The sequence below is a fragment of the Paraburkholderia dipogonis genome (genome assembly GCF_042680985.1).
In the GTDB taxonomy this organism is placed as follows: domain Bacteria; phylum Pseudomonadota; class Gammaproteobacteria; order Burkholderiales; family Burkholderiaceae; genus Paraburkholderia; species Paraburkholderia phytofirmans.
Genome location: NZ_JBHUFR010000001.1, coordinates 296,617 through 322,912 on the forward strand (window position 1 = coordinate 296,617; position 26,296 = coordinate 322,912).

Below are 26,296 nucleotides of genomic sequence, written 5' to 3' on the forward strand. Positions count from 1 at the left end.
CGTGAACGGAGAGCCACAATGACGAAGAACACCTCTCGCGCGCAGCCGCTCGATGCACGGGCGCGGAACGTCCGCCGCCGTCACCTCAGGGTCACGACGCTGGCCGCGATTTTTTCGCTGTTCGCGCTGTATATCGCCTGGTATGAGGCGCACGGTCCCAGCACGCAACGCAACGATGAACTGCCGATCACCCAGGCTCGCGCCGACGACGCTTCGCAAGCGGTCAACGGCGCGGCCTTGCCGGCCACGGCGGCCGGCAGCGACCTGGTCAAGCGCGGCGAATACCTTGCGCGCGTGGGCGATTGCGTGGCGTGCCATACGGCGGACAAAGCGCGGCCCTTCGCGGGCGGCCTGCCGATCAACACGCCGTTCGGCACTATCGTGACGCCGAACATCACGCCCGATCCGGATACGGGCATCGGTCAATGGAGCGACGCCGATTTTCTGCGCGCCATGCATGAGGGCATCGGCAAAGGCGGCGAGCGGCTGTATCCGGCCTTTCCGTACGCGGAGTACACCAAGGTCACCGATCAGGATGTGCTGGCCATTCGCGCGTATCTGAAAACGCTCACGCCGATCCACTACACGCCGCCGCGCAACAGCCTGAATTTTCCGTTCAATCAGCGCTGGCTGATGGTTTTCTGGAACCTGTTCAATTTCACCGAGGGCCGTTTCGTGCCCGATCCCAAGCAAAGCGCCGAATTGAATCGCGGCGCGTATCTGGTGCAAGGGCTCGCGCATTGCGAGGAATGTCATACGCCGCGCAATTTCACGCAGGGTTTGAAGTCGAGCGCGCGTTTCTCCGGCGCGGTGCAGGCCGGCTGGCACGCGTACAACATCACCTCCGACAAAAACAGCGGCGTGGGCAACTGGAGCGACGACGAACTGGTGTCGTATCTGTCGACCGGTGCGGCGCCGGGCCGTGCCAATGCGGCCGGTCCGATGGCCGAAGTGGTGACCGACAGCACGCAATATCTGACGCGTGAAGATCTCCGCTCGATCGTTGCGTATCTGCGCGCCGTGCCGCCGATCAGCGGCGGCGAATCGCGCCCGCGCGACCAGTGGGGCAATCCCGCCGACGACGTGACGGCGCTGCGCGGCACTGCCGTCCATGCCGTAAACGGTGCGCAACTGTTCGTCGCCAATTGCGCGAGCTGCCACGGCTGGACGGGGCAAGGCGTGGGTGCGAGCGCGACGGGGGCTTATCCGTCGCTGATTCATAACTCGGCGGTGGGGGCGAGCGATGCCAACAATCTGGCGATGGTGATTCTGCACGGCGTCACTCGTACGACGAAACAGGCAGACGTGTTGATGCCCGCATTCGCCAATCAACTCACCGACGACCAAGTAGCCGCCATCACCAACTATGTGACCAAACAGTTCGGCAATCCCCAGTCCACCGTGACGGCCGATCAAGTCGGCAAATTGCGAACTCAGCAATAGTGACCACGCAGACGGCTGTTTCCGGTAAGGCCTGCCGAAAACGAGCCGCTTTTGCGATGATTTGCGTCATTCCCGGCCCCCACGGCGCCAGGAAACGATGGGCAGCGCGCATACGAATCGCGGATGCCGCATTATCATGGACTCATGGCTACCGTACTCGTCAATTCCGTTCAGCATCACCTGGCCAACCAGAGCGGCCGCGACTTTGTGGTCGGCGATCTGCATGGCTGCGTCGATGCATTGCGCTATCTGCTGAGCGTGATCACGTTCGATCCGACGCGGGACCGGTTGTTTTCGGTCGGCGATCTGGTGGACCGCGGCGAGCATTCCGAACTGGCATTGGCGCTGCTCGACAAGCCGTGGTTTTTCCCTGTGCTCGGCAATCATGAGGACACGCTGTGCGCCGTCGCCGACGGACGCTTGCGGCGCCAGTGGTGGTATGGAATCGGCGGCATCTGGGCAGCGCAATTGTCCGACGAACGCTTGCAGCACTACGCAGAAGTTTTGCGCGGGTTGCCGCTTGTGCGCGTGGTGGGCAGCGGCAAGGACCGCTTCAATGTTCTGCATGCCGAATTTTTCGGCTCGGACGCGGAACTCGACGCGGGCAATTTCTCCGACGAAACCCGCCAGCGATTGCTGTGGGGCCGCGACCTGGCGCTGGGCAATAGCGATCCGCAGCGGCAGCGCGGACTCTCGCTGACTTATTGCGGCCACACGCCGATGCGCGACATCAAGCAGGTCGGCTCGCAGCTGTTCATCGACACCGGCGCGTTCGGGCCGGGCGGCAAGCTTACGATCGTGGAGCCGCTCGCGTTGAGGCGCTGGTCCGTCTCAACCGAAGAGGCGCGAGCGGAAGGTGCGGCGGCGTTGGCGCTGCCTTGACGGCGGGCGACGCGCGCTGGCTGCACGTCTGCCGCGTATTGGCCGCACATGGGACACATGCCGGCCGCGCATGAGCTACGCATCGGCCATTCAGGCCACCCGATCAGCCGACCTGGCTAAGTTCGAACACCATATCCACGCTCGTGCCGTTCCAGTTGTATTCCAGATAAGCCGCGTGATGGCAATCGCGTAGCAGCGTGGTTTTGAAAGCGGCGAGGCACTCACCGCCGTCATCCCGAACCGACGGATACACGATACCTGGCGCACCCGCCTCGCGGACGCGCCGGCCGAGCGATTGTCCGGCCAGGTAGTCGTCCGGTGAGAGCACCGCGATATCCACCGACGTGTCGTCGCGTATGTCCACCACGTTGCCTTGCGCGACGACGGTGTAGAGGCGCATCTGCTGGCGCATGGGCGGCTCGGCGGTTGCCTCCAGAAATTTCCCCGTGTGATAACGCGTTTCGGCGATCGCGGTGGCGCGCGAGCGGGCGCAATAGAACACGCCGTATGTGCCGTCCGAGAAACGGCTGCCAAGCGGATTCAGATGCGTCAACGCGGCCATGATCGGCCCGTAGCCCGATCCGAAGCGGCGCTCCTCGCGCGGCACCAGATCGAGTTCGCCGACTTCGGTGCGCAGGCGGTCGTTGGTCATCGCTTCGAGCGCGTATAGCGCGTCGAAATCTTCCGGCGAAGCAACCCGGTCGAATAGATTGACGGCCGGAAAGCGCGTCGGAATCACGCGATACGCGGGCGACCAATCGAGCGGCGCCGTGCGCCAGCGGTCCTGCCAATGCGGTTGTGTCACGCCCAGCCGCCTCGCATTGCGTCGAGATACTGGCGCACGGCCACGAGGTCGCTGATGTTGCCCGCCAGCATGCGGTCCAGCGCGCGGCGGCCGCCGAACGGCGGCGCGCTATTGGGGCGTTTGATCCAGGTATCGGCGGCGCTGGCCTGCGGCAGCAGGATTTGCAATGCCTTGTAGATGCCGAGCAGCAGCGACAGGCGTTCGAGCGTGTCGCGCCCGAGACGGGCCGTTTCAGGCGCCGCCTTCCATTTGAAATAGGTGGAGCGGCCCGGCGAACCGAGCAGCACGATCTGTTCTTCCGCGCTCAGGTCCCAGTCGCGCGCAATGTTGAAGAACGCGCGTAGACCCGCCGCGGACATTTCCGTTAGCGTGGGTTCCGAAACCGGCCGACGAATCGGTGCTTCGGGTTGAGTGGCACGGGCAGCGTGAGCCATGAACAGGTAAGTCCTAATTTGTACTTGAAATTTATATTAGTCTAAATATGGATTTTTGCAAGAGAATATAATCCTCGCTCGTTGAAAAAATCGAAGATCAGGAGAAGCAGGAGATGGGCGTTCGAGCAGTAGCAGCAGGAGCGGCGCTTGCCGTGTGGTGTGTGTCGGGCACGGCGTCGGCCGCCGGTTATGCCGAAGTGTGGAATCCGCCCGAGGCGAGCGGGCATGTCACGAAGCAGTCGGGCGAGGCCAAGTCTGCTGCCGCGTCGAAAGCCGGGCCGAAAGCCGGGCCGAAAGCCGGGCCGAAGGCCGCTTCGAAAGCTGCCACGAAGCACGCCGCGCCACGCGTCGTGGCAGCAAGCGGACATGGCAGCAAACCGGCTCGTTCGGCTCATCCGCAGACTGCCCGCGCGGTGGCGAAAACTGGCGTGAAAAATCCGGCCTTATTGCATGGGAAGGTGCCGGCGGCGTCCGCGAGCGTTAGCGCCAAGGCGGCAAACGCAACGAGCAATCCGGCCACCGCCAGCAGCGGTTCGCTGCCGCCAATTCTTCACTGAGCCACCGTCAGCCGTGCGTTCGCGTTTTCGGCTTGCAGCCCGGCGGACTCAGCGCCCTGCGCCCAAGTTCGAGAATGCGTGTCGACACGCTTTTCCAGGCGTGGAGACGGGACCTTCCACGGGTGCCAAAACAACCCGACGTCTGCGGGTTGCTTCAGTGTCAAGTCGATCCGCTCGCCGCGTTCGAGCCGACCGATAGCGGCCGATGATCGGAAAACGTTTCTTGCCTCCTGTATTCTGCGCCCCAGCGACCGTCATCGTGCGAGGCAAAAAGCTCGCGCACCGGCAGGTCATGTGTGCAATTTCTATCGGCAGGCAAAGCTCGTCATGCAAAAAACGATCAGCGAAAACTCTCTGGTTCGCCGTCTGAAGCTGAATCAGCTGATGATCTTCGACCGCGTACTCGAAACGCGGTCGGTCATGCGCGCCGCCAACGAGTTGAATCTCACGCAGCCAGCCGTGACCAGACTAATTCAGGAACTGGAGTCGTATTTCGGCGAAGCGCTATTTTTCCGGTCAAATCGCGGCGTCGTTCCGACGGTTCTGGGCGCGCTGCTCGGGCGGCGCGTGAAGTCGCTGATGGCCGAGATTCGTTACATGACGGACGAGGTGAACGACTTTCGGCTCGGCACGAGTGGCCATGTGGTCGCCGGCACATTGATCTCGGCTTCGGCGCGGTTGCTCCCGCATGCAATCACGGCTCTCAAGGCGCGTTCGCCCAGGGTGCTCGTGACCGTGCGCGAGGGCACCACCGCACAGCTCTTTCCTGCGCTCGCCACCGGCGATCTCGACGTCGTGGTCGGCCGTCTGCCCGAACAGGAATTACCCATCGCGAGCGCTTTTCCATTGACCCACGAAGTGCTCTTCGAGGAATCGATGTGTGTCGTGGTCGGTAAGGGCTTTAGTGCGTCGAGTTGCCGCATCGAGCATTTGTCCCAGCTGGCGGAATCGCCGTGGATTTTGCCTACGCCCGATTCGCCGTCGCGGCTGGCGGCGGAGCACTTGTTTCGCGCAGCCGGCTTGCCGTTGCCGGTCGACATTGTCGAATCGCTTTCGCTGCTGACCAATATTGGATTGCTGCTGGAAACGCAGCGGGTTGCGCTGATGCCCCGCGTCGCCGCCCGCCAGTTCGAAGCTGCGGGTGTTTTGCGCATCCTCGATCTGCCCGAAACGGGCGCGTTTGGCACGATCGGTTTCTCAGTGCGCTCGAACAAGCAACATAGCGCTGCGTGCCTCGCGTTCATAGAATGCCTGCGCCGCGTGGCCACCGATACGACGCACGAAATCGGCTAAGCGGGGGCTGAAAGCCTGACGGGACGCGCGTGGGTATGCATCTTTCGCATACCCAACGACGAAACCCTGATTTTCGTTTCCCGCGCGCTGCTCATAGACTTCGCTCATACCTTGATCTGGGAGGAGACACTGTGGTCGCGGATCGGCTCGCGCCGCGCGTACTGAGCGGCTATTGCGGCTCACGCGTGAGTCGCGCACAGGCACCGCGATCATGAAGAACGTCGCCGACGGCGTGAAGGATATCTCGTTCGAACTCGGCGGCACGAATGCCGCAGTACATCCCGATCTGAGCGAGCAGGCAAAGCAGAAGATACTTGGCGGGAATGCGCCCGGGTTCTTCAACATTAATTGAACATTCAATAATCGTTGCTCTTGAATCAAAGGTGAAGAAATGGAAAGGGGATATACGTTCGTACTCGTTCACGGCGCCTGGCACTACGGGGACCTGTGGGCGCCTGTCGCCGAAAACCTCAGGATTGCCGGGCACGAAGTCCATACTCCGACTGTGGCGGGGCATGCGTACAACGCCCAGCCGCGCGAGCGTGATGTCGGCCACGCAGACGGGGTGGCTTCCGTCGTCGAATATATCCGGCGCAACGGGTTGAAGAATATCGTGCTGGTGGGGCACAGCTTCGGCGGGTCGATTATTTCTCGAGTCGCCGAAGAGGTTCCCGAGCTTATCAGGCGCCTCGTCTACTGGAACGCATTCGTGCTGAAAGACGGCGAGAGCGTGGCTGATGTGTCGCCGCCGACTTACAACCTGATGATGGACGCAATCGCAGAGGAGCGCGGAGACAATTGCGTGGTGCTTCCGTATCAGGTTTGGCGAGACGGCTTTATCGGCGACGCGGACGAGGCCACTGCAAAGCATACTTACGGCCTGTTGTGCCCGGAACCTTATCGGATGCTGACCGATAAGGTTCCATTGAAGAGCTTCGACAAGCTGCAAATTCCGAAGTCCTACCTGAATGCTCAAGCGGATGTAGCAATGCCGCCCGGGGAGTACGCATGGTTCCCGCGCTTTGCGGAGCGTCTATTTCCTTGCCGCGTCGTGCACATGAGTGGCAGTCACCAGGTCATGTTCTCGAATCCTGCCGGCCTCGCCGAAAAGATTATCCAGGCCGGCCGGGATTAACGCGAGCACAAACCATTCAGATTATTGCCAAATGGTGGAGACGAGTTCTCTATAACATCAATCACATTCCATTCGGAAGCGATGGCGTAATGAGACATGCGCCATTCAAAAGACAACCATGAATGAACAGGATAATCACGCATCCGGCCTTGGTGATGCGGGACGCCGTCATTTTCTGAAAGCCGCGAGTGCCGCGGTCGCATCTGCCGGAGTCGATCTGCCGGCTTTCGCGAATGCCACTTCCGACCGGCCTGCCGCGAACAGGCGTACTGTGGCGCCCGCGCCTGCCGTGCCGCCGAAAGGGTACAACATTCTGTTTATTCTGACGGACCAGGAACGTCACTTCGACACCTGGCCGTTCCCTGTACCGGGCCGCGAACGGTTAAAGCGCGACGGAATAACATTCGCGAATCACCAGATCGCGGCCTGTGTGTGTTCTCCTTCGCGCTCCACGATCTATACGGGATCGCACACGCCGCAAACTGGTGTGTTCGACAATGCGGGCTTGCCGTGGCAACCCGATATGTCCACCGGCATTCGTACCATTGGCCATATGATGCGGGACGCAGGCTATCACGCCGCTTATCTGGGGAAATGGCATCTCAGCAAGAGTCTGCACGAAACGGGCAGCCCGTATACCGCACCGATCAACGCTTATAACAAGTCGATGCAGGACTATGGTTTCGACGACTATTTCGGTGTCGGAGATCTCATTGGCATGGTACGAGGCGGTTACGACTACGACGGTATCACCGCAGGTGCCGCCGTGAGCTGGCTCAGGCAACGCTCCGAGAATAGCAAGCCCTGGTTTCTGGCAGTGAATCTTGTCAATCCGCATGACGTCATGTTCGTCGATACAGATCGGGGAAACGATGATTTGCAGAATCGCCGTCATCCGCTGCTTGGCAATGCAAGGCCGCCGCGTGACGTGATCTACGATGCGCGCTGGAACGAACCTCTTTCCGTTTCCCGGCGTCAACCGTATGACGCGCCAGGACGTCCGGCCGCGCACGGAATGTACAACATGGCTCATGCCAATCTCGTAGGCGGATATCCGCTCAATGACGAGCGTATCAAGGTCTACCAGGACTATTACTTCAATTGCATTCGCGATTGCGACCGCCATATTGAGCGATTGCTCGATGCGCTCGTCGATATGAATCTTGACGACAATACTATCGTCGTTATGAGTTCGGATCACGGCGACCACGTCGGCGCCCACCAACTCGTCGGGAAAGGGGCGACAGCATATCGCGAGCAGAATCATGTGCCGCTTGTAATCCGGCATCCGGCCTATCCGGGCGGAGAGGTGTGTCGTTCCCTGACGTCACACATGGATCTCGTGCCTACCTTGCTCGACTTGACAGGCATGGACACAAAGGACGCCGCGCGAATCGGAGGAAAGGCGTTGAAGGGATCGAGCCTTGTTCCACTGCTGCGTTCACCCGAAAACTCCTCAATCGACGCAGTTCGCCCAGCCGCATTGTTCTGCTACGCAATGCTCCTCTATTACGACAGCGAGTGGATGCTCAGGGAACTGAGCATGCTTTTCGACAGAAAGACTCCGCCGGAAGAGATTCACCGCAGAATTCGGGCGCAGCAACCGGATTTCGGAAAGCGCGGTGCGATTCGCAGCGTGTATGACGGCAGATATAGATTCAGTCGTTATTTCTCGCTGATGGATTTCAACTTGCCGCGCAATGTCGATGAGTTATTCGCACATAACGATGTCGAGCTTTACGACCTCGAGAGCGACCCGCATGAACTGCGCAATCTTGCGCTCGAACGCAGGCATCACGAAGGGCTATTGCTCGCCATGAACGAAAAATTGAATTTGCTTATTGATGCCGAAATCGGTAAGGACAACGTGGACGGTATGCCGATCCGTGACGGCAAAGTACAGTTTGCGTTCCATTCGCACGCTTAGAAGCCGTCGGCGCGGCTAACGTACACAAAGACGGCCGATGCCCGCAAGCCGAGGCCCTCGTGTAGGCCGGCGGCAAGCGTGACCTTTTCGTGACGATTTTTGTAAATTATATGATTAGCTATCCATAATATGTGAGGAGATAATGAATCGACTTTTTAGATGTCTGGCAAGGCTGACTGCGTGCATCGGCGCGATTTTCATCTTAGACAGCGCGTGCGCGCAAAGCAGCGTCACGCTATACGGACGTCTCGACGCCGGCCTCCTGTACACAAGCCGGACATTCGACGTGAAAAGCGGCGGGAATGACGGACATCAACTATCGGCCATCAACAGCGGGGCTTCGCCCACGTTATTCGGGCTGCAAGGTGTCGAGAACATTGGAGGAGGAACCAAGGTTCTTTTCACGCTCGAAAGCGGTGTCAGCCTGATGGATGGAAGTTTTAAGAATTCCAATGGAAATCTGTTCGGGCGCCAGGCATTTGTCGCATTGGCGGGTCCTTATGGTCAGGCGAAATTCGGCCTGCAATTCTCGCCGTTCTTCATGGCCTTATTTGAGACTGACCCGCGAGGTTTTTCGCAGTTCGGCAGCGGCCTTGTCAACTACGTCAATAACGTGCTGGGCACCGGCGCATTCAACGCCAATGGAATTTCCTACGCGAGCCCGTCTATTGGAGGATTTGAAGGCAGCGCGCTTGTCGCACTGGGCGGGAAGGCAGGCGACTACCAGGCCGGCAGGCAGTATTCCGCAAGCCTTAAATACCAGAACGGCAACTTCATGGTCAATGCGGCGTTGTATTCGGGAAACGGCGGCGGAACCGTGTCAACGCCCATTCCCACGACGCTTCAATTCTCAGGCCGAACAGTCGGCACGGTCTACAAGTTCGGTGCCGTCTCCGCAAAGGCGCAGTTCGTCAATTACAAGGTCGCAGGATCGTTCAACTCGAATCTTTATGGGCTGGGCATGGATTGGTATGCGACGCCCGCGCTGAACCTGAACGGTGGCGTGTACTACCGAATGGACCGAAACGATTCGGCGAATTCGTCGATCATGGGTGCGCTAGGCACTGTTTATTCATTGTCCGTGCGAACCGCGCTCTACGCGCAGGTGGCAGCGATCAACAACCGTGGTGCAATGAATAGCGGTCTCGCCATCGGCTACGCGTTATATGGCTTGCAAGGCACGACGACTGGAGCAACGATCGGCATTCGCCATACCTTTTGACAACAGCAGAGGCGGGCGGCCATGCCGCCCGTCATTCATCGGAAAAGCGCCAACATCACGCAATCGTATCGACCACGCCGCCGTCCACTCGCAGCGCCGCACCGGTCGTCGCCGAGGCCTGCGGCGAGCAGACATAGACGACCATGTTCGCGACTTCCTCCGTTGTAGCCGCGCGCTGGATGATCGAACTGCTTCGATGCTCGCGGACGAACTCCGTGGCGACCTGCTCGACGGTTTTGCCTTGCTCTTTGGCGGTTTCTTCGACCATCGAGCGGAGGCCGTCGGACAAGGTCGGTCCGGGCAGCACGGCATTCACCGTCACGCCGCTGCCGGCCGCCTGTTTGGCGATGCCGCGCGCAATGCTTAGTTGCGCCGTCTTCGAGAAACCATAAGCGAGCATATCCGGCGGAATATTCAGCCCGGATTCGGACGAGATGAACACCACGCGGCCCCATTTGCGCTCCATCATCCCTTTGAGGTAGCAGCGCGTGAGCCGTACGCCAGACATCACGTTGACCTGGAAGTAGCGTTCCCAGTCGTCGTCTTCGGTGCTGAAGATGTCGCCGGGCCCGAAGACGCCGAGGTTGTTCACCAGAATATCCGCCTGCGGCACGGCTTTCGCCAGCGCGTCGCAACCTTCCAACGTGCCGAGGTCGCCCGCGAAGCCCTGCAATTTCGCTTGCGGCGCGGTCTTGCGGATCGTGTCGATCGCGCGGTCCACCGCCTCCTGCTTGCGTCCGTTGATGATGGTCAGCGCGCCGGCCGCGGCAATGCCGGTGGCGATAGCAAGGCCGATGCCCGCCGTGGATGCACTGACGATAGCGGTCTTGCCGGATAGATCGATGTTCACTGTCTTGCTCCTTGTTGAAGTTGCAGCGCACCGGCGGTGGCCAGCCGCGCCGAAAATGCAAAGGGCCTGGCGTTCGAAGCGTCGAAGTCGAAGTATCCCATCTATCCGTTTTCGAGGTCCGCCAGGTTAGCGGCCGGTGGCGCAGGCGCGCGTCGCTATAATCATTCGTCGTCCTTCCTCCGGTCATCGACCGCGCCTCGCCATGACATCCGACCGCACCGATCCTTTCCGCGAAACGCTTGAACTCGGCGGCTCTGTCTGGTTTCAGGCGGGCGCGCAGACGCTCGGCGGCGCGTCGCGAATCGCGCTGCTCGCGGCGATCGGCGAGACCGGCTCGATCACCAGCGCGGCGAAAGCGGTCGGCATCAGCTACAAAGGCGCGTGGGATGCCGTCGACACGATGAACAATCTCGCCGGCGAGCCGCTCGTGGTGCGTCTGACCGGCGGCAAGGGCGGCGGCGGCACCACGCTGACGCCACGCGCCGTCAAACTGATCGAGACGTTTCGCGCGGTGGAGCGCGAGCATCGACGCTTTCTCGAACGCGCGGGCGCGGCGATAGAAGGATTTGCGACGGACTGGGATCTGATCGGCCGCATCGGTGTGAAGACGAGCGCGCGCAATCAGCTGTATGGCACGGTGTCGGCGATCACGCGCGGCGCCGTCAACGACGAAATCACGCTAACGCTGCCCGGCGGCCACGCGATCGTCTCGGTCATCACACATGAAAGCACGGAGACGCTGGGGCTCGCCGAAGGCGCAGCGGCGTTCGCGTTGATCAAGGCGTCGTGGGTCGTGCTGCTCGTCGACAACGCAAGCGGCGCGCCGCTCAAACTCTCGGCGCGCAATCAGTTGCGCGGCACGGTGCAGAGCGTGAAGCGCGGCGCGGTCAACGCCGAGGTGTCGTTGGTGCTGGAAGGCGGCGCGGTGATCACCGCGGTCGTCACCAATGGAAGCGTCGACATGCTTGGCCTTGTCGAAGGCGGGAGCGCCGTCGCGGCGTTCAAGGCGTCGAGCGTGATACTTGGCGTAAAGGACTGAGCGGGCGACGGGCTCGCCGTCCAGACTCAAGGCTCGCTGCGCACATACCCCGCGAACGGATGATCCTCGCGCACGCAGCCGTCGTTGACCTGCACGACCTGATCGCCGAAGGCGGCGACATCGTCGGGATCGTGCGTGATCAACACCATCGGAATATCGAGCCGCGTCTGCAGATCGGATAGTTCGCGGCGCATGCGCTGACGCAAGGCGCTGTCGAGTGCCGAAAACGGTTCGTCGAGCAATAGCACCTGAGGTTGCGCGACGAGCGCTCGCGCCAGCGCCACGCGCTGCTTTTGTCCACCGGAAAGCTGCGCCGGATGATTGCCCGCCACGCTTTTCAATTCGAGCGCATCGAGCCAGTAATCGATCTGCGGATGCGTGATGCGCTTGCGCGGATTGAGCCAGCCCTGCTGCAAACCGAAACCGATGTTCTGCCGCACGTTCAGATGCGGAAATAGCGCGTAGTCCTGAAACAGGTAGGCGAGCTTGCGCGCTTGCGGTTTCAGATCGACGCCGCGCGCGCTGTCGAACAGCGCGTGGCCATGCAGCGTGATCGAGCCTTCGTCGGGACGCAGCAGGCCGGCGATCGCCTGCAAGGTCAGACTCTTGCCCGCCCCCGATGGTCCGAACAAAACCACGCGTTGCGAGGTGGCCTTGAAGGCGACGTCGAGGGTGAAACGGCGCTCGGCGCTCTGGAAGGTCTTGCGGATGTCGACGGCGAGCAGCATATCAACCCGACTTCAACAGGGTGTGCTGCGGCACGAGACGCCCCGCGAGTAACAGGATCACGACGCACGTCACCGAGGTCACGAGCACGAGGAAATTCGCGGTGCTGTCGTCGCCGGCTTGCACCGCCGAGTAAACCGCCACCGACAGCGTTTGCGTGCGGCCCGGCAGATTGCCCGCGATCATCAGCGTCGCGCCGAATTCGCCGAGCGCTCGCGCGAAAGCCAGCAAGCCGCCGGCGAGAATGCCGCGCGCCGCGAGCGGCAGCGTCACGCGAAAGAACACGGCCGTTTCGCTGACGCCGAGCGTGCGCGCGGCCCGTTCGAGTTGCGGATCGACGGCCTCGAAGGCGGCGCGCGCCGATTTCAGCACCAGCGGAAAAGCCACGACCGTCGACGCGATCACCGCGCCCTGCCAGGTGAACACCAACTGGATATCGAAACGGTCGAGCCAGCCGCCGATCATACCGCGCCGTCCGAGCAGGACGAGCAGGTAGTAACCGAGCACGGTGGGCGGCATGACGAGCGGCAGCATCAGCAGCGAATCGATCACGTCGCGCGCGCCAGAGCGCCAGCGCGACAAACCGAAGCCCGCCGCGACGCCGAATACCAGATTCAGCGCCGTGGCCCAGCCCGCCACTTTCAACGACAGCAGGAGCGGAATCCAGGCCTGTTGCATGAGCGTGCGTCGTCCTGGTGGTGTCAGTGCGCGGGCTTGAAGCCGTACTTCGCGAGCACGGCCTGGCCGGCCGGCGACAGCACGAAGTTCATGAACGCTTGCGCGTCCGCGGCATGGCGGCTGCCTTCCACTTGCGCGATCGGATAGGTGATCGGCGTTTGCGTCGGCACGTTCAGCGCGACCTTGACCTTGTCCGGCATGACAGCGGCATCGGTGCTGAAGACGAAGCCGGCGTCGACTTCGCCGCGCGATACGTAATCGAGGCTTTGACGGACGTTCGCCGCCAGCACGGCCTTGGCGCTCACGGCATCCCACACGCCGGCGGCCTGCAGCGCGCCCTGTGCGTAGCGGCCGATCGGCACGGACGCCGGATCGCCGTACGCCACGCGCTTCACATTCGCCGACGCCAGGTCGTTCAGCGCGGTCGGCGCGAAATGGCTGTCGGTCGGCACGATCAGCACCAGCGAATTGGCGGCGAAGTCCTTACGTGTAGCCGGCACGATCACTTTTTCGGCGGCGGCCTTGTCCATGGCTTTTTGATCCGCGGACGCGAACACGTCGGCAGGCGCGCCCTTGACGATCTGCTGCATCAGCACGTCGGAGGCGCCGAAGTTCAGCAGCACCTTGGTGCCCGGATGCTGCTGCTCGAACACTTCGCTGACCGCCTTGAACGCGTTGGTCAGGCTGGCGGCCGCGGAGACCACCAGTTCGTCGGCGCGCGCATTGGCGCTGATGGCGACGGAGACGGCGCTGGCGACGAACAGCGCTTGCTTCAGAAGGCGGCGGGAGAGTGTCATGAAGGCTTGGAAGTCCGGCGTGACCCGGATCGGCGGGTTAAACCGCCATCGTAATATATGACAGGTTATAGCGGTCGCCCATGACAACTATTCAGCCATGAGCATGAAGCGGTATATCGAGCAACGGGAGTCGATTCAGACGTCGGACGAATGCGGCCGCGTCAGCATGTTGAGCGTTTGCGACAGCGGCGCCGTGGCCGGACGGACATCGCGCACCGCCTTCCACTTTGCGCGAATGAACGGCCGGTCATGACCGGACACTTTCAGTGCGATATGCGTGACCCAGCGCTGCGTCGGCACGTGGACACCGTGCGCCAGCACCGCGAGGACCATCATGCTGATGGCGACGGGGAGGGCCGACAACCGGCCCGGCTCCGCATGCCACGCGAGACGGACGAACACCAGCGCCGCCAGGGCACCGGTCAGACAGCCGGTAATGGCTTCAGACGGCGAGTGAGCGCTCAGCACGACGCGCGACAAACCCACCGCGATCCCCGCAGCGAGGCCGAGCAGCACGCCAGCCAGACGGATGGACGGCCGCGCCGGCAAGAGCATGAGGAACAGCACGACCGGATAGACCGCCGTCGACAGCATGGCGTGACCGCTGACGCCGGTGAAATCGAGTTCGCGCACGCCGACACCCCAGCCGAGGAACGCCAGCTTCGTCACCGTCACAATACCGATGGCCGCGCCGAGCAGCAGCAGCCAGGCCGCCGCCATGCGCCACGTGTAGCCGACCGCCAGCCACAGCGAAATGGCGAACGCGAGCGGCAGCGTCATGCCGGCGCCGCCGAGGCTGGTGATCGAATACCAAAGGTGGGCAGGCAAATCGAGCATGGCAAAAGGCGCGACCAAGGCCGCGTAGAATCGGGTTGGTGGTGAATTAACGCACGAGCGGCGCAAGTCGCCGACTCGGCCGGCGCGGCAAAGTCCGTGCGGCAGAGAATTAACCGCCAGTATAGACGGGTGCTGAAAAGCGATCGCACTGCGCGCGAGACTTTTTGACGCTGGGAGTCGGCTCGCGAACAAGCGGCAAAGATCCGGCGGCAACCGGCAGACAAAGCGACAAGCAAGCGGAAAACGCACAGTGCACGAGCCTTGCCGAGCTTTGACGCCGCCTTCGTGACAAGGTTCGCCGAGCGGAAATCGCGGTCCCGGATAGCACTCAGAGGTGCCAGCATCGCATGAGGAATGGTGTTATTGTGCATTGCACAACAAAGTACCGTTCTACCGGACGGACCCTGTCCCTTTTTGCGAGGTTTTCCGCCAATGGCAAAAAGTCTATCGAAAATCTGGCTGCGCGGTCTCAAGCGCCTGCTCGCGATCCAGACCGAGCACGCTCGCAAGACCACCAAGCGCACCACGACGCGACCGGCCCGCGCCGCCACCAGTAAGCCGTCCACCAAAGTTCGCCCGATCAAGCCGGCCGCGGCCGTGCGCGCGCCCGCCAAACGCGAGGTGCCGCACGCCGCTGCACGTGAATCACGGGTGCGTCCGCGCGCCTCGGCATGGGCGAGCGGGTCATGGACGCGCTCGTTCCACTCGGCGCCTGCCGCGCCCGGCCGGCTCGTCAACCACCTTCAATACGGCTTGTATGTCCCAACCGGCCATGCGCTCGAAGCCATGCCGCTGGTGGTGATGCTGCACGGCTGCACGCAGTCGATCGACGAATTCGCCGAAGGCACGCGGATGAACGTGCTCGCCGACCGCTTCGGCTTTGCCGTGGTTTATCCGGAACAGTCGAAGCACGTGCATTCGCACCGCTGCTGGCATTGGTACGACGCCGGCGAAAGCGCCGGCGGCGCCGAAGCGCGCGCGGTGGTTTCGCTAGTGGACGCGCTGGTCGCGCAGCACGGTTTCGACGGCGAGCGCGTGTATGTCGCCGGCATCTCCGCTGGCGCCGGCCTGACGGCGCTGCTCGCCCTTAACCATCCGGAGCATTTCGCGGCGGTCGCGCTGCACTCCGGCCCTGCTTTTGGCGAGGCACGTTCCGGCATTACGGCGATGGACGTCATGCGGCGCGGCGCGCGCCGCGAACCGGCCGAACTGGTCGACGAAGCCGCCGACGTGGCGCGTTACCCCGGCATGCCGGCCATTGTCATCCACGGCGACGCCGACCATGTGGTCTCGCCGGTCAATGCCGACCAGCTGGCGGTACAGTTTCTCCGCCTGAACCGCATCGTCGACCAGAACGGCGCGCGCAAATCAGGCGAAGTCCGCGAAGATCGCAAGGGCGGCGTGGTCATGCGCGACTATCTGCGCGGCGGGCGGCGCGTGGTCCGGCTGTGCCGGGTGCAAGGGCTTGCCCATGCCTGGAGCGGCGGCGACGACGCTGTGCCGTTTCATTCCGCCAAAGGTCCCGACGCAAGCGCCATGGTGTGGGAATTCTTCAAGCATCAGCGCCGCACGGGCACGGGCCGTATTGCGGAAGCCGACGCTGCAGCGGCCTCCGCGGGCGCGCGTTGACGGTGATACAACATTTCGAAATGAGTGCTGGCGCATTCCTAGGGTTTTCCCTATAATACGGGTTATCCCTTAGGCGTTAACGCCTAAATTCATTGTCGAGGTTGACCATGTACCTGCTTACCCGCCTGTTTCTGTTTCTGACCAAATCGCCCGATCAACTCGCGAAAGAACGCGCTGACGCTTTCCTCGCTGAAGCGACCGATCTGTACGATCTGGAATTCCGTATGCGCAAGCTGGACCGTGAGTCGAACGTCCGCCAACCGTCGTGGATGACCCAGCACTAAGTTGTATCGGTTAAAGCATCGGCGCGAATTGCAACGCCGGTGTTCAGGGTGAGGCGCCCAAGCTGTCGCAGTCGTTGCAAGCGCTCAGACAGCCGGATTCAATTGCCACAACGCGTGATTCAACACTGCGGCGAACGCCACCCAAGCCACATAGGGCATCAATAGTCCGCCTGCCCAGCGGTCTCGTCGCCAGAATGCAAATGTCAGCGCGACGATCAATACCAGCAGTATCAGAATGTCGGCCAGCGCCACGTCCGGTCGATGCAAGCCGAAGAAGAGCCACATCCAGGCTGCGTTGAACAGCAATTGCACCAGCCATAAAACGATCGCTGCGCTCAGACCGTCGCGTTTCCACACGCGCCAGGCGGCAATCGCCATCAGCGCATAAAGTACTGACCACGCCGGCGGGAAAACCCAGTCTGGCGGATTGAACGCAGGCTTTTGCAGCGCCTCGTACCAGGCGTCAGGCAGAAACCGGCTCGCGACGAACGCGGCTGTGAACGCCAGAACAAGAAACAATACCAGCGACGGCCATTGGCGCATCCGCGAGTCTCCTTCAGATATCCAGAATCGAAGCAAAGCGACGTAAGCGTGTGCTCACTTGCCGAATCGCGCCAGCGTGCGCGCCCGCGCTTCGGCGTGGTCGACGATCGGCGCCGGGTAGTCCTTGCCCAATACCACGCCGAATTCCGCGAGCGTCTCCGTGCCCGCCAGCCACGGCGCATGAATCCACTTCGACGGTAGCTTCGCGAGTTGCGGCAAATAACGCTTAATAAAGCGACCTTCGGCGTCGAATTTTTCGGACTGCGTGGTCGGATTGAAGATCCGGAAATAAGGCTGCGCGTCGCATCCCGTCGACGCCGCCCACTGCCAGCCGCCGTTATTCGCCGAAAAATCGAAGTCGTTCAACTGTTCGGCAAAGTACCGCTCGCCGAGTCGCCAGTCCACGCCGAGATCCTTCACCAGAAAACTCGCCGTCACCATCCGCAGACGGTTGTGCATATAGCCGGTGCGGTTCAGTTGCAACATCGCGGCGTCGACGAGCGGGTAGCCGGTGCGGCCGTCGCACCACGCGGCGAACGCCTCGTCGGCTTCCGGGCCTTGCTCCCAGCGCAGCCGATCGTACTCTTCCTTGAACGACGCGCCGCTCGCGAGCCGCGGATGATGCGCGAGGATCATGAAGTAGAAGTCTCGCCAGATCAGTTCCGACAGCCACGTCGCCGAGCCTTCCCCGTCGGGTTGCAGCGACATCTCGTGGGCGAGGCGCGCGAGCGTGCGGATCGAGACCGTGCCGAAGCGCAGATGGATCGACAGATAGCTCGGACCCTTCGCGGCGGGAAAGTCGCGCCGGTCCTTGTAGCTGTCGATGCGCGTCGCGAAGTCGTCGAGCAGACGCTGCGCGCCGCTCATGCCGGCGGGCAGGTCCAGTTCCGCGAGATTGCTCGGCGCGAAGCCGAGTTGATCGAGCGTTGGTAAACGGCGGTCGAGCTTCGACGGCGGCGCTGCCAGTTGCTTCGTGTAACTTTCTACCGGGTATGGCTTCAGATAGAAGGCCGTCAGCTGTTTGAGCCAAGCGTTCTTGTACGGCGTGAACACCGTGAACGGTTTGTTCTGACCGGTGAGCACCTCGTCCCGCTCGAAAATCACCTGATCCTTGAACGTTAGCCACTCGCGTCCGGCTTCAGTGAGCGTCTCGCGGACTGTCTCGTCGCGCGCGATGGCGACCGGTTCGTAGTCGTGATTCGCGAAAACAGCGTCCACGCCGAGTTCGCCGGCGAGCTTCGGCACCAGGTCGGCGGGGTCGCCGTACAGCACGATCAGCCCGCCTCCATCGGCACGTAATGCTTCATCCAGTTCGCCCAGCGCCCCAAGAATCAACTCGATGCGGCGATCCTGCGGCTGCGTATCCGGATGGCGAGCCTGCCAGGCGTCGACCAGCGGTTGCAGGATCGTCGTGTCGAACACGAAAACGCACCACACGCGCTCGCAATGCTTGAGCGCGTAGTAGAGCGCGGCGTTGTCCGTACTGCGCAGGTCACGGCGAAACCAGACCAGACCGGTGTCGAAAGAGTCGTTCAAGCGTCGGACGCGTGTCATCGGGAACGTAGATAGTGGAATTAAGGTGGACGGCTGCGTTTCGGAGCTGCGCTGCACATTGCATGCCGCGTCTGCAAACGACACAGCGCCCGCCCCTATTGTGCAGGGTGCGGGCGCTGTCGTGGCAAGCAGCGCGGTTTTCCGCGCCGCTCAATCGATTTCTCTGGCGATGCGTCGAATCCTTCGCTCAGGCGATTAGCAAGCGGACGTCGACGTTGTTACGCGTGGCGTTCGAGTACGGGCAGACCTGATGCGCTGCGTCGACCAGTTCCTTCGCTGCGCCGGCGTCCAGACCCGGCAGCGAGACGCGCAGATCGATGTCGAGTGCGAAGCCGCCCGTGTCGTTCGGGCCGATGCCGACTTCCGCCGTGACTTGCGTGTCGGCCGGCAAGGTCTGCTTCTTCTGGCCGGCCACGAACTTCATGGCGCTCAGGAAACATGCGGAGTAGCCTGCGGCGAAGAGCTGTTCCGGATTCGTGCCCGCCGCGCCCGTGCCGCCCAGTTCACGCGGTGCTGCCAGCTTCACGTCCAATGCATTGTCCGACGACACCGCACGGCCGTCGCGGCCACCGGTGCTCGTTGCGCTTGCTTTGTAGAGGATGTTCATGGTGCTGCTCCTTTGTCTGGGTTGTCAGGATCTGCAAATTCGCCGCTCTTTGCTGAGCCCGCCGTTTTGGCGGAGCGCTATCGCTGCGGTATGTGAGTAAGATAGTACACAAATCATTTGTGTGCAAATGAATTTTCGCATCGTAGCGATAGCACGTGTTTTGCAACGAACCGGCTAGTGGTCCATGTAATCGTTGAGAGTGGCGCGCAGGCGAGTCAGTTCGTCGCGCAAACGCAGCAGAAATTCGGGCGTCTGCTGGGTCGCGCAAAAGATTTCCGCGGGCACTTCGCGGGCCTGGCGCTTGAGCGCCGCACCGGCTTTGGTGAGCCGGATATACACGAGACGCTCATCCTCGACACCGCGTACCCGCTCCAGCAGCCCTTGTGTTTCGAGGCGTTTAAGCAGCGGCGTGACCGTTGCCGAATCGAGATTCAGACGCGCGGCCATGTCCTTGACCGTGACGTCGTCGCTCTCCCACAGCACCAGCATGGCCAGATATTGCGGATACGTCAGGCCCAGCTTGTCCAGCAGCGGCTTGTACGCCTTGGTCATGGCAAGCGAGGTCGAATAGAGGGCGAAGCAGAGTTGCTCGTCGAGCGTGAAGGGCAAGGCGGGGCGCTGGGTCATGATGCATCTCGTATAAAAAGAGCGTGCAAATGGATTGCGCGCAAATCATTGTGCCGCAAATCGACGCAGCTTGACGAGTGCAGCCTAGAGTTTCAGGAAACGGCGCGGGCAGGCGTCGCCGCGAAGGCGACGCGGCGCGGGCGCCAGAACAGCACCCGCGCCCGAATGGAACTCAAGCCGCCGGTGTGGTCGGCAAGTCCGGTGCTTCGGGCGTTTGCACGCCGAAGCAGCCGCGATAAGTGGCGTAGAACGAGCAGTAAAGCATGGTCGTGACGATCATCGTGGCGGGCATCAGGATCGCGAACGCGAAGTCGCCCGCGCCTAGCGCCTGCATCAGCGCCGACAAGCCGAGCGACACCGTCATCGCCACCGCGAACCACAGCGCGCCGAACACGATGAACGCGCCGCGGTTGCGCCAGCAACTGACGAGGCTGAAGAACATCGCCTTGACGGGCGGCACGTCATGCCACGCGGCGAGAATCGGCGAGAACCAGAAAATCATCGCCACAGGAATGTAGACCACGAAAGCCGTGATCACCGCTAGCGGGATATTGCTGTTGGCGATCGCGTCCTGATCCATCGTGGCTGCGCCGAGCATGACCTTGAGCAGCATGCCGCCGTCGGCGAGCGCTGAAGCGGCCAGCACCAATGCCATCGCGACGACGTAGAGCACGCCGAGCACCAGCAGCCGTTTGGCGACCACCGGGCCGTATGAGTGAAAACCGTCCACCAGAATGGTCGGGAACACCGGTTTGCCGGCGATCGTGTTGCGGCACGCCGCCATGAAGCCGACCGCGACGCCCGGAATGAAGGCCAGCGGCAACACGCCGCCGACCACCGGAATCTGCGCCACGAGCGTCATCACCAGCAGATAGGTGAAGAACAGCGTCAGGAACGCGAGCGGGTTCTTGCGGAACAGCCAGATACCCTGCCGGAACCACACATAGCCGGCTTTCGCGGGGACTTCGATCAGTTGCATGAGGTATGAATGCCTGGAAGTGCAACGCCGGTTAGGCGTTCGCGCAGAATGCGCTCGAAATGGCCGGGATCGTGCGGTTTGAGCAGTTCGGCCGCGCGCGGCAAATAAAAATCATACAGGCGCGAGACCCAGAAACGGTACGCGCCCGCTCGCAGCATGTCGCCCCAGTGGCAATTTTCTTCGGCGGTGAAGGGACGCACGGTCTGGTAGGCGCGCAGCATGGCTTCGGTGCGCGCGTCGTCGAGCTTGCCGGTGGCGAGGTCGACGCACCAGTCGTTGACCGTCACCGCCACGTCGAACAGCCACTTGTCGCAGCCGGCGAAATAGAAGTCGAAGAAACCGCCGAGGCGCACTTCGTGGCCCGTGTCCGGCGCGGCGTGCGCGAACATGGCGTTGTCGCGGAACAGGTCGGCGTGGCACGGGCCTTCGGGCAGCGCGGCGTAATCGACCGAGGCGAAGAAGGCTTCCTGATGCGCCAGTTCTGACGACAACAACTCGCGTTGCTTGCCCTCCAGAAACGGCAGGATGGTCGGCACCGTTTCCCGCCACCACGGCAGGCTGCGCAGATTCGGCTGATAGCCCGTGTAGTCGCGTCCGGCCAGGTGCATACGTGCCAGCATCTGCCCGACTTCGATGCAGTGTTCGACGCCCGGCGCCAGTTCCGGCGCGCCCTCGAGCTTGGTCACGATGGCGGCGGGCTTGCCATGCAAGGTGCCGAACAGCGCGCCGTCTTCGCGCGGCATGGGGTCCGGCACCGGCACACGGTGCGCGGCCAGATGCCGCATGAGGTCGAGATAAAAGGGCAGTTGTTCGGCCGTCAGCTTTTCGAAAATCGTGAGGACGTATTCGCCGCGCGTCGTCGTCAGGAAGAAGTTGCTGTTCTCAATACCGGAGGAAATGCCGCGAAATTCGACGACGTCGCCGAGATCGTAATGGCTCATCCATTCTGCAAGTTGGGGTTCGGTGACAGCGGTGAAGACAGCCATGCGGGAAACGTCAGATCAGGTTGGTCGGGCTGGCGCGAGTCGGCCAGTGCGATGTAAGGCAAATGCGGTATCGAGAAAGCGTTTTTCGGCACCGTGCAGCGCGGCGGTATGTCAACGCCTTACCGCCAAGGTGAGCGGCCAGCCAGTCCGAGGCTCGGGACTGCGCCTTGCGGGCGCGTGGATCCGGGCGGCGCCCCACACCGGGGCGCCGCCCCGGCATGCATCAATAGGTCAGGTGCACCGACGGCAAACGCGTACTTGCACGGCCGTTGTCGCGCACGGAGGGCGACGTGTCGAGCGGCGCGCTCATTTGATAGCGCGTGCCGAGGTTCGAATGCACGTTGATTTCGACGGGCTTGCCTTTGTCGCGGTATTCGGTGATTTCGGTGCCGTTGGCGCTGCGTTCGTAGAAGCTCGGCGTGCGCGGCACGTTGATTTCGACCTTCGAACTGACCTCGGCGGCCGGACGATTGATCTTCTCCAGGTCGGGCAGACCGGCCCGTTCGTTGGCGGACTGAGGCACGCCGGGAGCCGGTGTATCGTCGACAGGCTGGGCAGCCATCGCGGCGTTGCCAAAGGCGAAGGCCAGTGCAACGGCGACGGGAAGGAGCGGCTTCATGGTGATTCTCCAATATGGTGCCCCGATTCTAGCAAATCCCACCTGGTCCTCGGGCGCGACCGCCTTATTTTGCGCCGCTTTCGCGCGGCGTGCGCGCAAACTTGCGGGCGGTGCGGCAACGTGTGTTGCAGCACCGTCAGGTGATTTGGCGAGCAACGGTTCCGTGGTAATGTGGCCTCATCATTAGAGGCGAATGAAGATGAACAACGATACCAATCAACGCGCGGTGCAGACTCCCGCCAACAGCTTCCCAACCGAATCCTTCGACGACGCGACCGAGGCCGTCACGCGCCTCTCGGCGATCTACGAAGCGAACACCTCGTTCCTGCGCGATGCCTTCGCGCGCTATCGCCGCAACGAGTTGTTCGAACGCCGGGTGCGCGCCTGCTATCCGTTCGTGCGGGTGTGCACCGAGGTCAACACGCATATCGACTCACGCCGTTCATATGGTTTCGTCGCGGGTCCGGGCGTCTTCGAGACGACCGTCACGCGGCCCGATCTGTTCGGCAATTACTATCGCGAGCAATTGCGCCTGCTGGCGAAGAATCATCACGTGCAGATCGAAGTCGGCGTGTCGGACCAGCCGATTCCAATTCATTTCGCTTTCGCCGAGGGCATCCATCTCGAAGGCGATCTGGATCGCGAGCGCCTGTTCCTGATGCGCGACGTGTTCGACACGCCGGACCTGGCGCTGCTCGACGACCGCATCGTCAACGGCACGTATGAACCGCTGCCGGGCGAGCCGCATCCGCTTGCGTTGTTCACGGCGGCGCGGGTCGATTTCTCGCTGCATCGGCTGAAGCACTACACGGCGACCTCGCCCACGCACTGCCAGAACTACGTGCTGTACACCAACTACCAGTTCTATATCGACGAGTTCGTCAAACTCGGCCGCACGATGATGGCCCATACCGACGACGAAGAATTGCGCGCCTATCGCAGCGAATACACGTCGTTCGTCGAGCCCGGCGACGTGGTCACGTACAACGCGAATCTGGGCGAACAGGAGCAGGAAGGCACGGCGCCGCCGCGTCTGCCGCAGATGCCCGCGTATCACCTGAAGCGCGCGGACGGCAGCGGCATCACGATGATCAACATCGGCGTCGGACCGTCGAACGCAAAGACCATCACCGATCACATCGCCGTGCTGCGTCCGCATGCATGGATCATGCTCGGCCACTGCGCGGGGCTGCGCAACACGCAGCGTCTCGGCGACTATGTGCTGGCGCACGGCTACGTACGCGAGGATCACGTGCTCGACGACGACTTGCCGCTGTGGGTGCCGATTCCGGCGCTCGCCGAAGTGCAGGTGGCGCTGGAGCGCGCGGTCGCGCAGGTCACGCAGCTGGACGGCGTCGAACTGAAGCGCGTCATGCGCACGGGCACGGTGGCGAGTGTGGACAACCGCAACTGGGAGTTGCGCGATCATCGCGAGCCGGTGCAGCGGCTCTCGCAAAGCCGCGCGGTTGCGCTTGACATGGAAAGCGCGACCATCGCCGCGAACGGTTTCCGTTTCCGCGTGCCTTACGGCACCTTGCTGTGCGTGTCGGACAAGCCTTTGCACGGCGAGTTGAAGTTGCCCGGCATGGCGGATCAGTTCTACCGTGCGCAGGTCGATCAGCATCTGCAGATCGGCGTGAAGGCGATGGAGCTATTGCGGATGAACGGGCTGCATCGTTTGCATAGCCGCAAGCTGCGCAGCTTCGCGGAAGTCGCGTTTCAGTAAGCGGGTTTTTCGCAGGCGAGGGCGAGCGCTACTTCGGCTCGCTCCTGCTCGAACAAACTCAAAGCTGCCCGATGCCGATCAGCCCGATCAAACTGCCGGCCGCCAGAAGCCACAGCGGATGAATGCGTGTCGTCATCGCCATGACGGCGGTGAAAGAGGTGATCGCCCACGCGATTGCCGTCGAGTTCGAGGCTTCGGCAATCAGCGCCGCGCTCGCCGCGATGATGCCAGCGGTCACGGGCACCAGTCCCAGTTGCGCGTAACGCCGCCACGGGCGGTCCTTGAAGCGCTCCCACGCATGCATCGCGAGGATCGTCACCAGCGACGACGGCCCGAACTTCGCCACCGACGTCACCAGCATGCCCGCCCAGCCGGCCACGTGCCAGCCGATCAGCGTGACGATCATCAGATTCGGCCCCGGCGCGGCTTGCGCGAGCGCGAACAGCGCGCTGAATTCGCTGGCCGGCATCCAGTGATGCACATCCACCACTTGCCGCTGCATCTCCGGAAGAATCGTATTGCCACCGCCGAACGCGAGCAGCGAAAGCTGACTGAAAATAACGGCGAGGGCAACGAGCGTGTCGTTCATCGTGCGCTCCTCGACGCAATGTAGATGCTGAGTGGCGTCAGCACCAGCATGGTGGGCAGAAGCGGCAGCCGCATGATCGCAATCGCAATGAAGCCGAGTGCCGCGATGAGCGCGGCCATTGGGCTATGTCGAAGCGGCAGCAGGATTTTCACGGCCATCGAGATCAGCAGGCCGGCGGCCGCGGCGGCGAGACCGGCGAACAGATGGCGAACGTGCGGGTCGTTTTGCGTGTGTTCGTACAGCACGCCAAGGCCGATCACCACCAGCGACGGTCCCGCGATCAATCCGAGCAGACCGGCCAGCGCGCCCGGCACGCCGCGAAAGCGCATGCCCATCGCCACCGAGAGGTTGATCACATTGCCGCCCGGCAAAAACTGGCAGAGGCCCAGCAAGTCGGTGAATTCGTCGGCGCTCAGCCAGCGGCGTTGTTCCACCAGCGCCCGGCGCGCCAGCGGCAGCGCGCCGCCGAACGAGATCAGCCCGAGGCCGAGAAAGCCGCTGAAGATTTGCCGCAAGGTGGGGGTGGGCGCAAGCGCGGGCTCGGACGAGGTGAGATCGTGGTCCATATCGGTTGGCTTCCGGTTCAAGCTCAGGAGGTTAGCGCTGAACCGGCGTCGAGCAAAACGATTTTTGAGCACCGCACTTGTGATCTCAAGTCACGAGCGCAAGCCTATCAAGGCGATCAAAAGCAAAACGGGCAGCCTCGAAGGCTGCCCGTTTTGCGTAAGCGAGTTGGTCGCGTTGCGTTGCATTCACCTCGCGCCATGGCGCGAAGCGCGCAGCCTCACAGATAGAACATCCGGTCTTCGTCCGACTTGGTCGGTTGCGGCTCGGCTTCCTCGCGGTCTTCATAGAACTTCAGCACCGCTTCGAGCACCTGGTCCGGATCGTCGATGACCTGCATGAGGTCCATGTCGGTCGGATTGATCAGGCCCATGGGCGTGAGCGAGTTCTTGAACCACGTAAGCAGGCCTTCCCAGAACTCGGCGCCAACCAGAATGATCGGCACGTGGCGCGACTTCTTGGTCTGGATCAGCGTGAGCACTTCGGCGAGTTCGTCCAGCGTGCCGAAGCCGCCGGGCATGACGATCACGGCGTCCGAGTTCTTCACGAACGTGACCTTGCGCGTGAAGAAATGGCGGAAGCGCAACGAGATGTCTTGCCACTGATTGCCCGACTGCTCGTGCGGCAATTCGATGTTCAGGCCGACCGAAGGCGCCTTGCCTGCATGCGCGCCCTTGTTGGCCGCTTCCATAATGCCCGGGCCGCCGCCCGAGATCACGGCGAAGCCGGCGTCCGAGAGCTTGCGCGCGATTTGCGTGGCAAGTTTGTAGTAGGGCGAGTTCGGTTTCAAACGTGCTGAACCATAGATGCTGACAGCCGGACGAATCTCCGAGAGGTACTCGGTCGCCTCGATAAACTCTGCCATAATCGTGAACATCTGCCACGATGCGCGGGCCTTTTTGGCCGTTGCGCGCTCTTGATCTGCGAGTGATCGCAGACTCGGAATCACTTTTCTCTTAGTCAT

29 protein-coding genes are annotated in these 26,296 nt (G+C 62.2%); 12 read left to right on the top strand and 17 right to left on the bottom strand.

The features are described from left to right. The first annotated feature begins 18 nt into the window (after positions 1–18). A complete protein-coding gene (locus tag ACFSNN_RS01185) occupies positions 19–1,443 on the top strand; it encodes a cytochrome c (RefSeq protein ID WP_134461940.1) in 1,425 nt (474 codons plus the stop codon). 144 nt (positions 1,444–1,587) lie between these two features. Continuing rightward, on the top strand, positions 1,588–2,325 hold the full coding sequence (locus ACFSNN_RS01190; RefSeq protein ID WP_208949554.1) for a metallophosphoesterase: 738 nt from the start codon (positions 1,588–1,590) through the stop codon (positions 2,323–2,325). Between the two features lie 103 nt (positions 2,326–2,428). On the opposite strand, the gene ACFSNN_RS01195 is transcribed toward ACFSNN_RS01190, so the two are convergent. Together ACFSNN_RS01195 and ACFSNN_RS01200 are read right to left on the bottom strand one after the other, a co-directional pair. Further along, positions 2,429–3,130 carry an RES family NAD+ phosphorylase gene (locus ACFSNN_RS01195; RefSeq protein WP_134461946.1) on the bottom strand — a complete coding sequence of 234 codons (702 nt, stop codon included), beginning with the start codon at positions 3,128–3,130 and terminating at the stop codon, positions 2,429–2,431. Beyond that, on the bottom strand, positions 3,127–3,564 hold the full coding sequence (locus ACFSNN_RS01200) for an MbcA/ParS/Xre antitoxin family protein (RefSeq protein ID WP_134461948.1): 438 nt from the start codon (positions 3,562–3,564) through the stop codon (positions 3,127–3,129). Before ACFSNN_RS01200 ends, ACFSNN_RS01195 begins: the two co-directional genes overlap by 4 nt. 113 nt (positions 3,565–3,677) lie before the next feature. Between ACFSNN_RS01200 and ACFSNN_RS01205 the strand changes: the two genes are divergently transcribed. The 6 genes from ACFSNN_RS01205 (at position 3,678) to ACFSNN_RS01230 (ending at position 9,698) form a co-directional block, all read left to right on the top strand. Beyond that, positions 3,678–4,121 (top strand): hypothetical protein, encoded by a 444-nt coding sequence (locus ACFSNN_RS01205; RefSeq protein ID WP_134461951.1) that lies wholly within the window; start codon positions 3,678–3,680, stop codon positions 4,119–4,121. Positions 4,122–4,448: 327 nt separating this feature from the next. Continuing rightward, on the top strand, positions 4,449–5,414 hold the full coding sequence (locus ACFSNN_RS01210; RefSeq protein WP_134461953.1) for a LysR family transcriptional regulator: 966 nt from the start codon (positions 4,449–4,451) through the stop codon (positions 5,412–5,414). Between the two features lie 211 nt (positions 5,415–5,625). Further along, positions 5,626–5,766: a hypothetical protein gene (locus tag ACFSNN_RS01215; protein WP_166799304.1), complete on the top strand. Its 141-nt coding sequence runs from the start codon at positions 5,626–5,628 to the stop codon at positions 5,764–5,766. Between the two features lie 39 nt (positions 5,767–5,805). Continuing rightward, positions 5,806–6,549, top strand: a complete 744-nt coding sequence (locus ACFSNN_RS01220) for an alpha/beta hydrolase family protein (RefSeq protein ID WP_134461959.1) — start codon at positions 5,806–5,808, stop codon at positions 6,547–6,549. A gap of 118 nt (positions 6,550–6,667) precedes the next feature. After that, a complete protein-coding gene (locus tag ACFSNN_RS01225) occupies positions 6,668–8,476 on the top strand; it encodes a sulfatase-like hydrolase/transferase (RefSeq protein ID WP_134461962.1) in 1,809 nt (602 codons plus the stop codon). Positions 8,477–8,618: 142 nt separating this feature from the next. Then, complete coding sequence (locus ACFSNN_RS01230) at positions 8,619–9,698, top strand: porin (RefSeq protein ID WP_134461965.1); 1,080 nt, start codon at positions 8,619–8,621, stop codon at positions 9,696–9,698. A 55-nt stretch (positions 9,699–9,753) separates the two neighbouring features. Here the strand turns inward: ACFSNN_RS01230 and ACFSNN_RS01235 are convergent, their stop codons facing one another. Further along, on the bottom strand, positions 9,754–10,548 hold the full coding sequence (locus ACFSNN_RS01235) for an SDR family NAD(P)-dependent oxidoreductase (protein WP_134461968.1): 795 nt from the start codon (positions 10,546–10,548) through the stop codon (positions 9,754–9,756). 202 nt (positions 10,549–10,750) lie between these two features. Between ACFSNN_RS01235 and ACFSNN_RS01240 the strand changes: the two genes are divergently transcribed. After that, a complete protein-coding gene (locus ACFSNN_RS01240) occupies positions 10,751–11,587 on the top strand; it encodes a TOBE domain-containing protein (protein WP_134461971.1) in 837 nt (278 codons plus the stop codon). A 26-nt stretch (positions 11,588–11,613) separates the two neighbouring features. On the opposite strand, the gene ACFSNN_RS01245 is transcribed toward ACFSNN_RS01240, so the two are convergent. The 4 genes from ACFSNN_RS01245 to ACFSNN_RS01260 all read right to left on the bottom strand — a co-directional run bounded on the left by ACFSNN_RS01245 (position 11,614) and on the right by ACFSNN_RS01260 (position 14,625). Beyond that, on the bottom strand, positions 11,614–12,315 hold the full coding sequence (locus ACFSNN_RS01245) for a sulfate/molybdate ABC transporter ATP-binding protein (protein WP_134461974.1): 702 nt from the start codon (positions 12,313–12,315) through the stop codon (positions 11,614–11,616). Position 12,316: 1 nt separating this feature from the next. Next, positions 12,317–12,991 (bottom strand): molybdate ABC transporter permease subunit, encoded by a 675-nt coding sequence (gene modB, locus ACFSNN_RS01250; RefSeq protein ID WP_134461977.1) that lies wholly within the window; start codon positions 12,989–12,991, stop codon positions 12,317–12,319. A gap of 23 nt (positions 12,992–13,014) precedes the next feature. Beyond that, on the bottom strand, positions 13,015–13,788 hold the full coding sequence (gene modA / locus ACFSNN_RS01255; RefSeq protein ID WP_134461980.1) for a molybdate ABC transporter substrate-binding protein: 774 nt from the start codon (positions 13,786–13,788) through the stop codon (positions 13,015–13,017). 135 nt (positions 13,789–13,923) lie between these two features. Beyond that, positions 13,924–14,625, bottom strand: a complete 702-nt coding sequence (locus ACFSNN_RS01260; protein WP_134461983.1) for a phosphatase PAP2 family protein — start codon at positions 14,623–14,625, stop codon at positions 13,924–13,926. A 432-nt stretch (positions 14,626–15,057) separates the two neighbouring features. Here ACFSNN_RS01260 and ACFSNN_RS01265 point away from each other — a divergent pair, with 432 nt between their 5' ends. After that, positions 15,058–16,254, top strand: a complete 1,197-nt coding sequence (locus ACFSNN_RS01265) for an extracellular catalytic domain type 1 short-chain-length polyhydroxyalkanoate depolymerase (protein WP_134461986.1) — start codon at positions 15,058–15,060, stop codon at positions 16,252–16,254. A gap of 107 nt (positions 16,255–16,361) precedes the next feature. After that, positions 16,362–16,538, top strand: coding sequence for a DUF3563 family protein (locus ACFSNN_RS01270; protein ID WP_134461989.1), 177 nt, complete (start codon positions 16,362–16,364; stop codon positions 16,536–16,538). 84 nt (positions 16,539–16,622) lie between these two features. On the opposite strand, the gene ACFSNN_RS01275 is transcribed toward ACFSNN_RS01270, so the two are convergent. The 7 genes from ACFSNN_RS01275 to ACFSNN_RS01305 all read right to left on the bottom strand — a co-directional run bounded on the left by ACFSNN_RS01275 (position 16,623) and on the right by ACFSNN_RS01305 (position 22,453). Then, positions 16,623–17,081, bottom strand: coding sequence for a TspO/MBR family protein (locus ACFSNN_RS01275; protein WP_134461992.1), 459 nt, complete (start codon positions 17,079–17,081; stop codon positions 16,623–16,625). 54 nt (positions 17,082–17,135) lie between these two features. Continuing rightward, positions 17,136–18,635, bottom strand: coding sequence for a cryptochrome/photolyase family protein (locus ACFSNN_RS01280; protein ID WP_134461995.1), 1,500 nt, complete (start codon positions 18,633–18,635; stop codon positions 17,136–17,138). A 187-nt stretch (positions 18,636–18,822) separates the two neighbouring features. Beyond that, on the bottom strand, positions 18,823–19,242 hold the full coding sequence (locus ACFSNN_RS01285) for an organic hydroperoxide resistance protein (protein WP_134461998.1): 420 nt from the start codon (positions 19,240–19,242) through the stop codon (positions 18,823–18,825). Positions 19,243–19,416: 174 nt separating this feature from the next. Next, positions 19,417–19,869 carry a MarR family winged helix-turn-helix transcriptional regulator gene (locus tag ACFSNN_RS01290; protein ID WP_134462001.1) on the bottom strand — a complete coding sequence of 151 codons (453 nt, stop codon included), beginning with the start codon at positions 19,867–19,869 and terminating at the stop codon, positions 19,417–19,419. A gap of 172 nt (positions 19,870–20,041) precedes the next feature. Beyond that, a complete protein-coding gene (locus ACFSNN_RS01295) occupies positions 20,042–20,848 on the bottom strand; it encodes a BPSS1780 family membrane protein (RefSeq protein WP_012428589.1) in 807 nt (268 codons plus the stop codon). Next, a complete protein-coding gene (locus tag ACFSNN_RS01300; RefSeq protein WP_134462004.1) occupies positions 20,839–21,834 on the bottom strand; it encodes a homoserine kinase in 996 nt (331 codons plus the stop codon). Before ACFSNN_RS01300 ends, ACFSNN_RS01295 begins: the two co-directional genes overlap by 10 nt. 223 nt (positions 21,835–22,057) lie before the next feature. Next, complete coding sequence (locus ACFSNN_RS01305; protein ID WP_012428587.1) at positions 22,058–22,453, bottom strand: hypothetical protein; 396 nt, start codon at positions 22,451–22,453, stop codon at positions 22,058–22,060. A 199-nt stretch (positions 22,454–22,652) separates the two neighbouring features. On the opposite strand from ACFSNN_RS01305, the gene ACFSNN_RS01310 reads away from it, so the two are divergent. Continuing rightward, complete coding sequence (locus tag ACFSNN_RS01310) at positions 22,653–24,179, top strand: AMP nucleosidase (protein ID WP_012428586.1); 1,527 nt, start codon at positions 22,653–22,655, stop codon at positions 24,177–24,179. A 58-nt stretch (positions 24,180–24,237) separates the two neighbouring features. On the opposite strand, the gene ACFSNN_RS01315 is transcribed toward ACFSNN_RS01310, so the two are convergent. The 3 genes from ACFSNN_RS01315 to ACFSNN_RS01325 form a co-directional block, all read right to left on the bottom strand. Continuing rightward, positions 24,238–24,768 (bottom strand): chromate transporter, encoded by a 531-nt coding sequence (locus ACFSNN_RS01315; protein WP_134462007.1) that lies wholly within the window; start codon positions 24,766–24,768, stop codon positions 24,238–24,240. Further along, positions 24,765–25,334, bottom strand: coding sequence for a chromate transporter (locus ACFSNN_RS01320; RefSeq protein WP_134462010.1), 570 nt, complete (start codon positions 25,332–25,334; stop codon positions 24,765–24,767). Before ACFSNN_RS01320 ends, ACFSNN_RS01315 begins: the two co-directional genes overlap by 4 nt. A 218-nt stretch (positions 25,335–25,552) precedes the next feature. Next, positions 25,553–26,296, bottom strand: a complete 744-nt coding sequence (locus tag ACFSNN_RS01325) for an LOG family protein (RefSeq protein ID WP_041759380.1) — start codon at positions 26,294–26,296, stop codon at positions 25,553–25,555.

Excerpts from the sequence above, each read along its gene's own strand:
- ACFSNN_RS01185 (WP_134461940.1), top strand. The coding sequence starts at position 19 with ATGACGAAGAACACCTCTCGCGCGCAGCCGCTCGATGCACGGGCGCGG.
- ACFSNN_RS01190 (WP_208949554.1), top strand. The coding sequence starts at position 1,588 with ATGGCTACCGTACTCGTCAATTCCGTTCAGCATCACCTGGCCAACCAG.
- ACFSNN_RS01200 (WP_134461948.1), bottom strand. The coding sequence starts at position 3,564 with ATGGCTCACGCTGCCCGTGCCACTCAACCCGAAGCACCGATTCGTCGG.
- ACFSNN_RS01205 (WP_134461951.1), top strand. The coding sequence starts at position 3,678 with ATGGGCGTTCGAGCAGTAGCAGCAGGAGCGGCGCTTGCCGTGTGGTGT.
- ACFSNN_RS01210 (WP_134461953.1), top strand. The coding sequence starts at position 4,449 with ATGCAAAAAACGATCAGCGAAAACTCTCTGGTTCGCCGTCTGAAGCTG.
- ACFSNN_RS01215 (WP_166799304.1), top strand. The coding sequence starts at position 5,626 with ATGAAGAACGTCGCCGACGGCGTGAAGGATATCTCGTTCGAACTCGGC.
- ACFSNN_RS01220 (WP_134461959.1), top strand. The coding sequence starts at position 5,806 with ATGGAAAGGGGATATACGTTCGTACTCGTTCACGGCGCCTGGCACTAC.
- ACFSNN_RS01225 (WP_134461962.1), top strand. The coding sequence starts at position 6,668 with ATGAATGAACAGGATAATCACGCATCCGGCCTTGGTGATGCGGGACGC.
- ACFSNN_RS01230 (WP_134461965.1), top strand. The coding sequence starts at position 8,619 with ATGAATCGACTTTTTAGATGTCTGGCAAGGCTGACTGCGTGCATCGGC.
- ACFSNN_RS01240 (WP_134461971.1), top strand. The coding sequence starts at position 10,751 with ATGACATCCGACCGCACCGATCCTTTCCGCGAAACGCTTGAACTCGGC.
- ACFSNN_RS01245 (WP_134461974.1), bottom strand. The coding sequence starts at position 12,315 with ATGCTGCTCGCCGTCGACATCCGCAAGACCTTCCAGAGCGCCGAGCGC.
- modB (WP_134461977.1), bottom strand. The coding sequence starts at position 12,991 with ATGCAACAGGCCTGGATTCCGCTCCTGCTGTCGTTGAAAGTGGCGGGC.
- modA (WP_134461980.1), bottom strand. The coding sequence starts at position 13,788 with ATGACACTCTCCCGCCGCCTTCTGAAGCAAGCGCTGTTCGTCGCCAGC.
- ACFSNN_RS01260 (WP_134461983.1), bottom strand. The coding sequence starts at position 14,625 with ATGCTCGATTTGCCTGCCCACCTTTGGTATTCGATCACCAGCCTCGGC.
- ACFSNN_RS01265 (WP_134461986.1), top strand. The coding sequence starts at position 15,058 with ATGGCAAAAAGTCTATCGAAAATCTGGCTGCGCGGTCTCAAGCGCCTG.
- ACFSNN_RS01270 (WP_134461989.1), top strand. The coding sequence starts at position 16,362 with ATGTACCTGCTTACCCGCCTGTTTCTGTTTCTGACCAAATCGCCCGAT.
- ACFSNN_RS01275 (WP_134461992.1), bottom strand. The coding sequence starts at position 17,081 with ATGCGCCAATGGCCGTCGCTGGTATTGTTTCTTGTTCTGGCGTTCACA.
- ACFSNN_RS01280 (WP_134461995.1), bottom strand. The coding sequence starts at position 18,635 with ATGACACGCGTCCGACGCTTGAACGACTCTTTCGACACCGGTCTGGTC.
- ACFSNN_RS01285 (WP_134461998.1), bottom strand. The coding sequence starts at position 19,242 with ATGAACATCCTCTACAAAGCAAGCGCAACGAGCACCGGTGGCCGCGAC.
- ACFSNN_RS01290 (WP_134462001.1), bottom strand. The coding sequence starts at position 19,869 with ATGACCCAGCGCCCCGCCTTGCCCTTCACGCTCGACGAGCAACTCTGC.
- ACFSNN_RS01295 (WP_012428589.1), bottom strand. The coding sequence starts at position 20,848 with ATGCAACTGATCGAAGTCCCCGCGAAAGCCGGCTATGTGTGGTTCCGG.
- ACFSNN_RS01300 (WP_134462004.1), bottom strand. The coding sequence starts at position 21,834 with ATGGCTGTCTTCACCGCTGTCACCGAACCCCAACTTGCAGAATGGATG.
- ACFSNN_RS01305 (WP_012428587.1), bottom strand. The coding sequence starts at position 22,453 with ATGAAGCCGCTCCTTCCCGTCGCCGTTGCACTGGCCTTCGCCTTTGGC.
- ACFSNN_RS01310 (WP_012428586.1), top strand. The coding sequence starts at position 22,653 with ATGAACAACGATACCAATCAACGCGCGGTGCAGACTCCCGCCAACAGC.
- ACFSNN_RS01315 (WP_134462007.1), bottom strand. The coding sequence starts at position 24,768 with ATGAACGACACGCTCGTTGCCCTCGCCGTTATTTTCAGTCAGCTTTCG.
- ACFSNN_RS01320 (WP_134462010.1), bottom strand. The coding sequence starts at position 25,334 with ATGGACCACGATCTCACCTCGTCCGAGCCCGCGCTTGCGCCCACCCCC.
- ACFSNN_RS01325 (WP_041759380.1), bottom strand. The coding sequence starts at position 26,296 with ATGACTAAGAGAAAAGTGATTCCGAGTCTGCGATCACTCGCAGATCAA.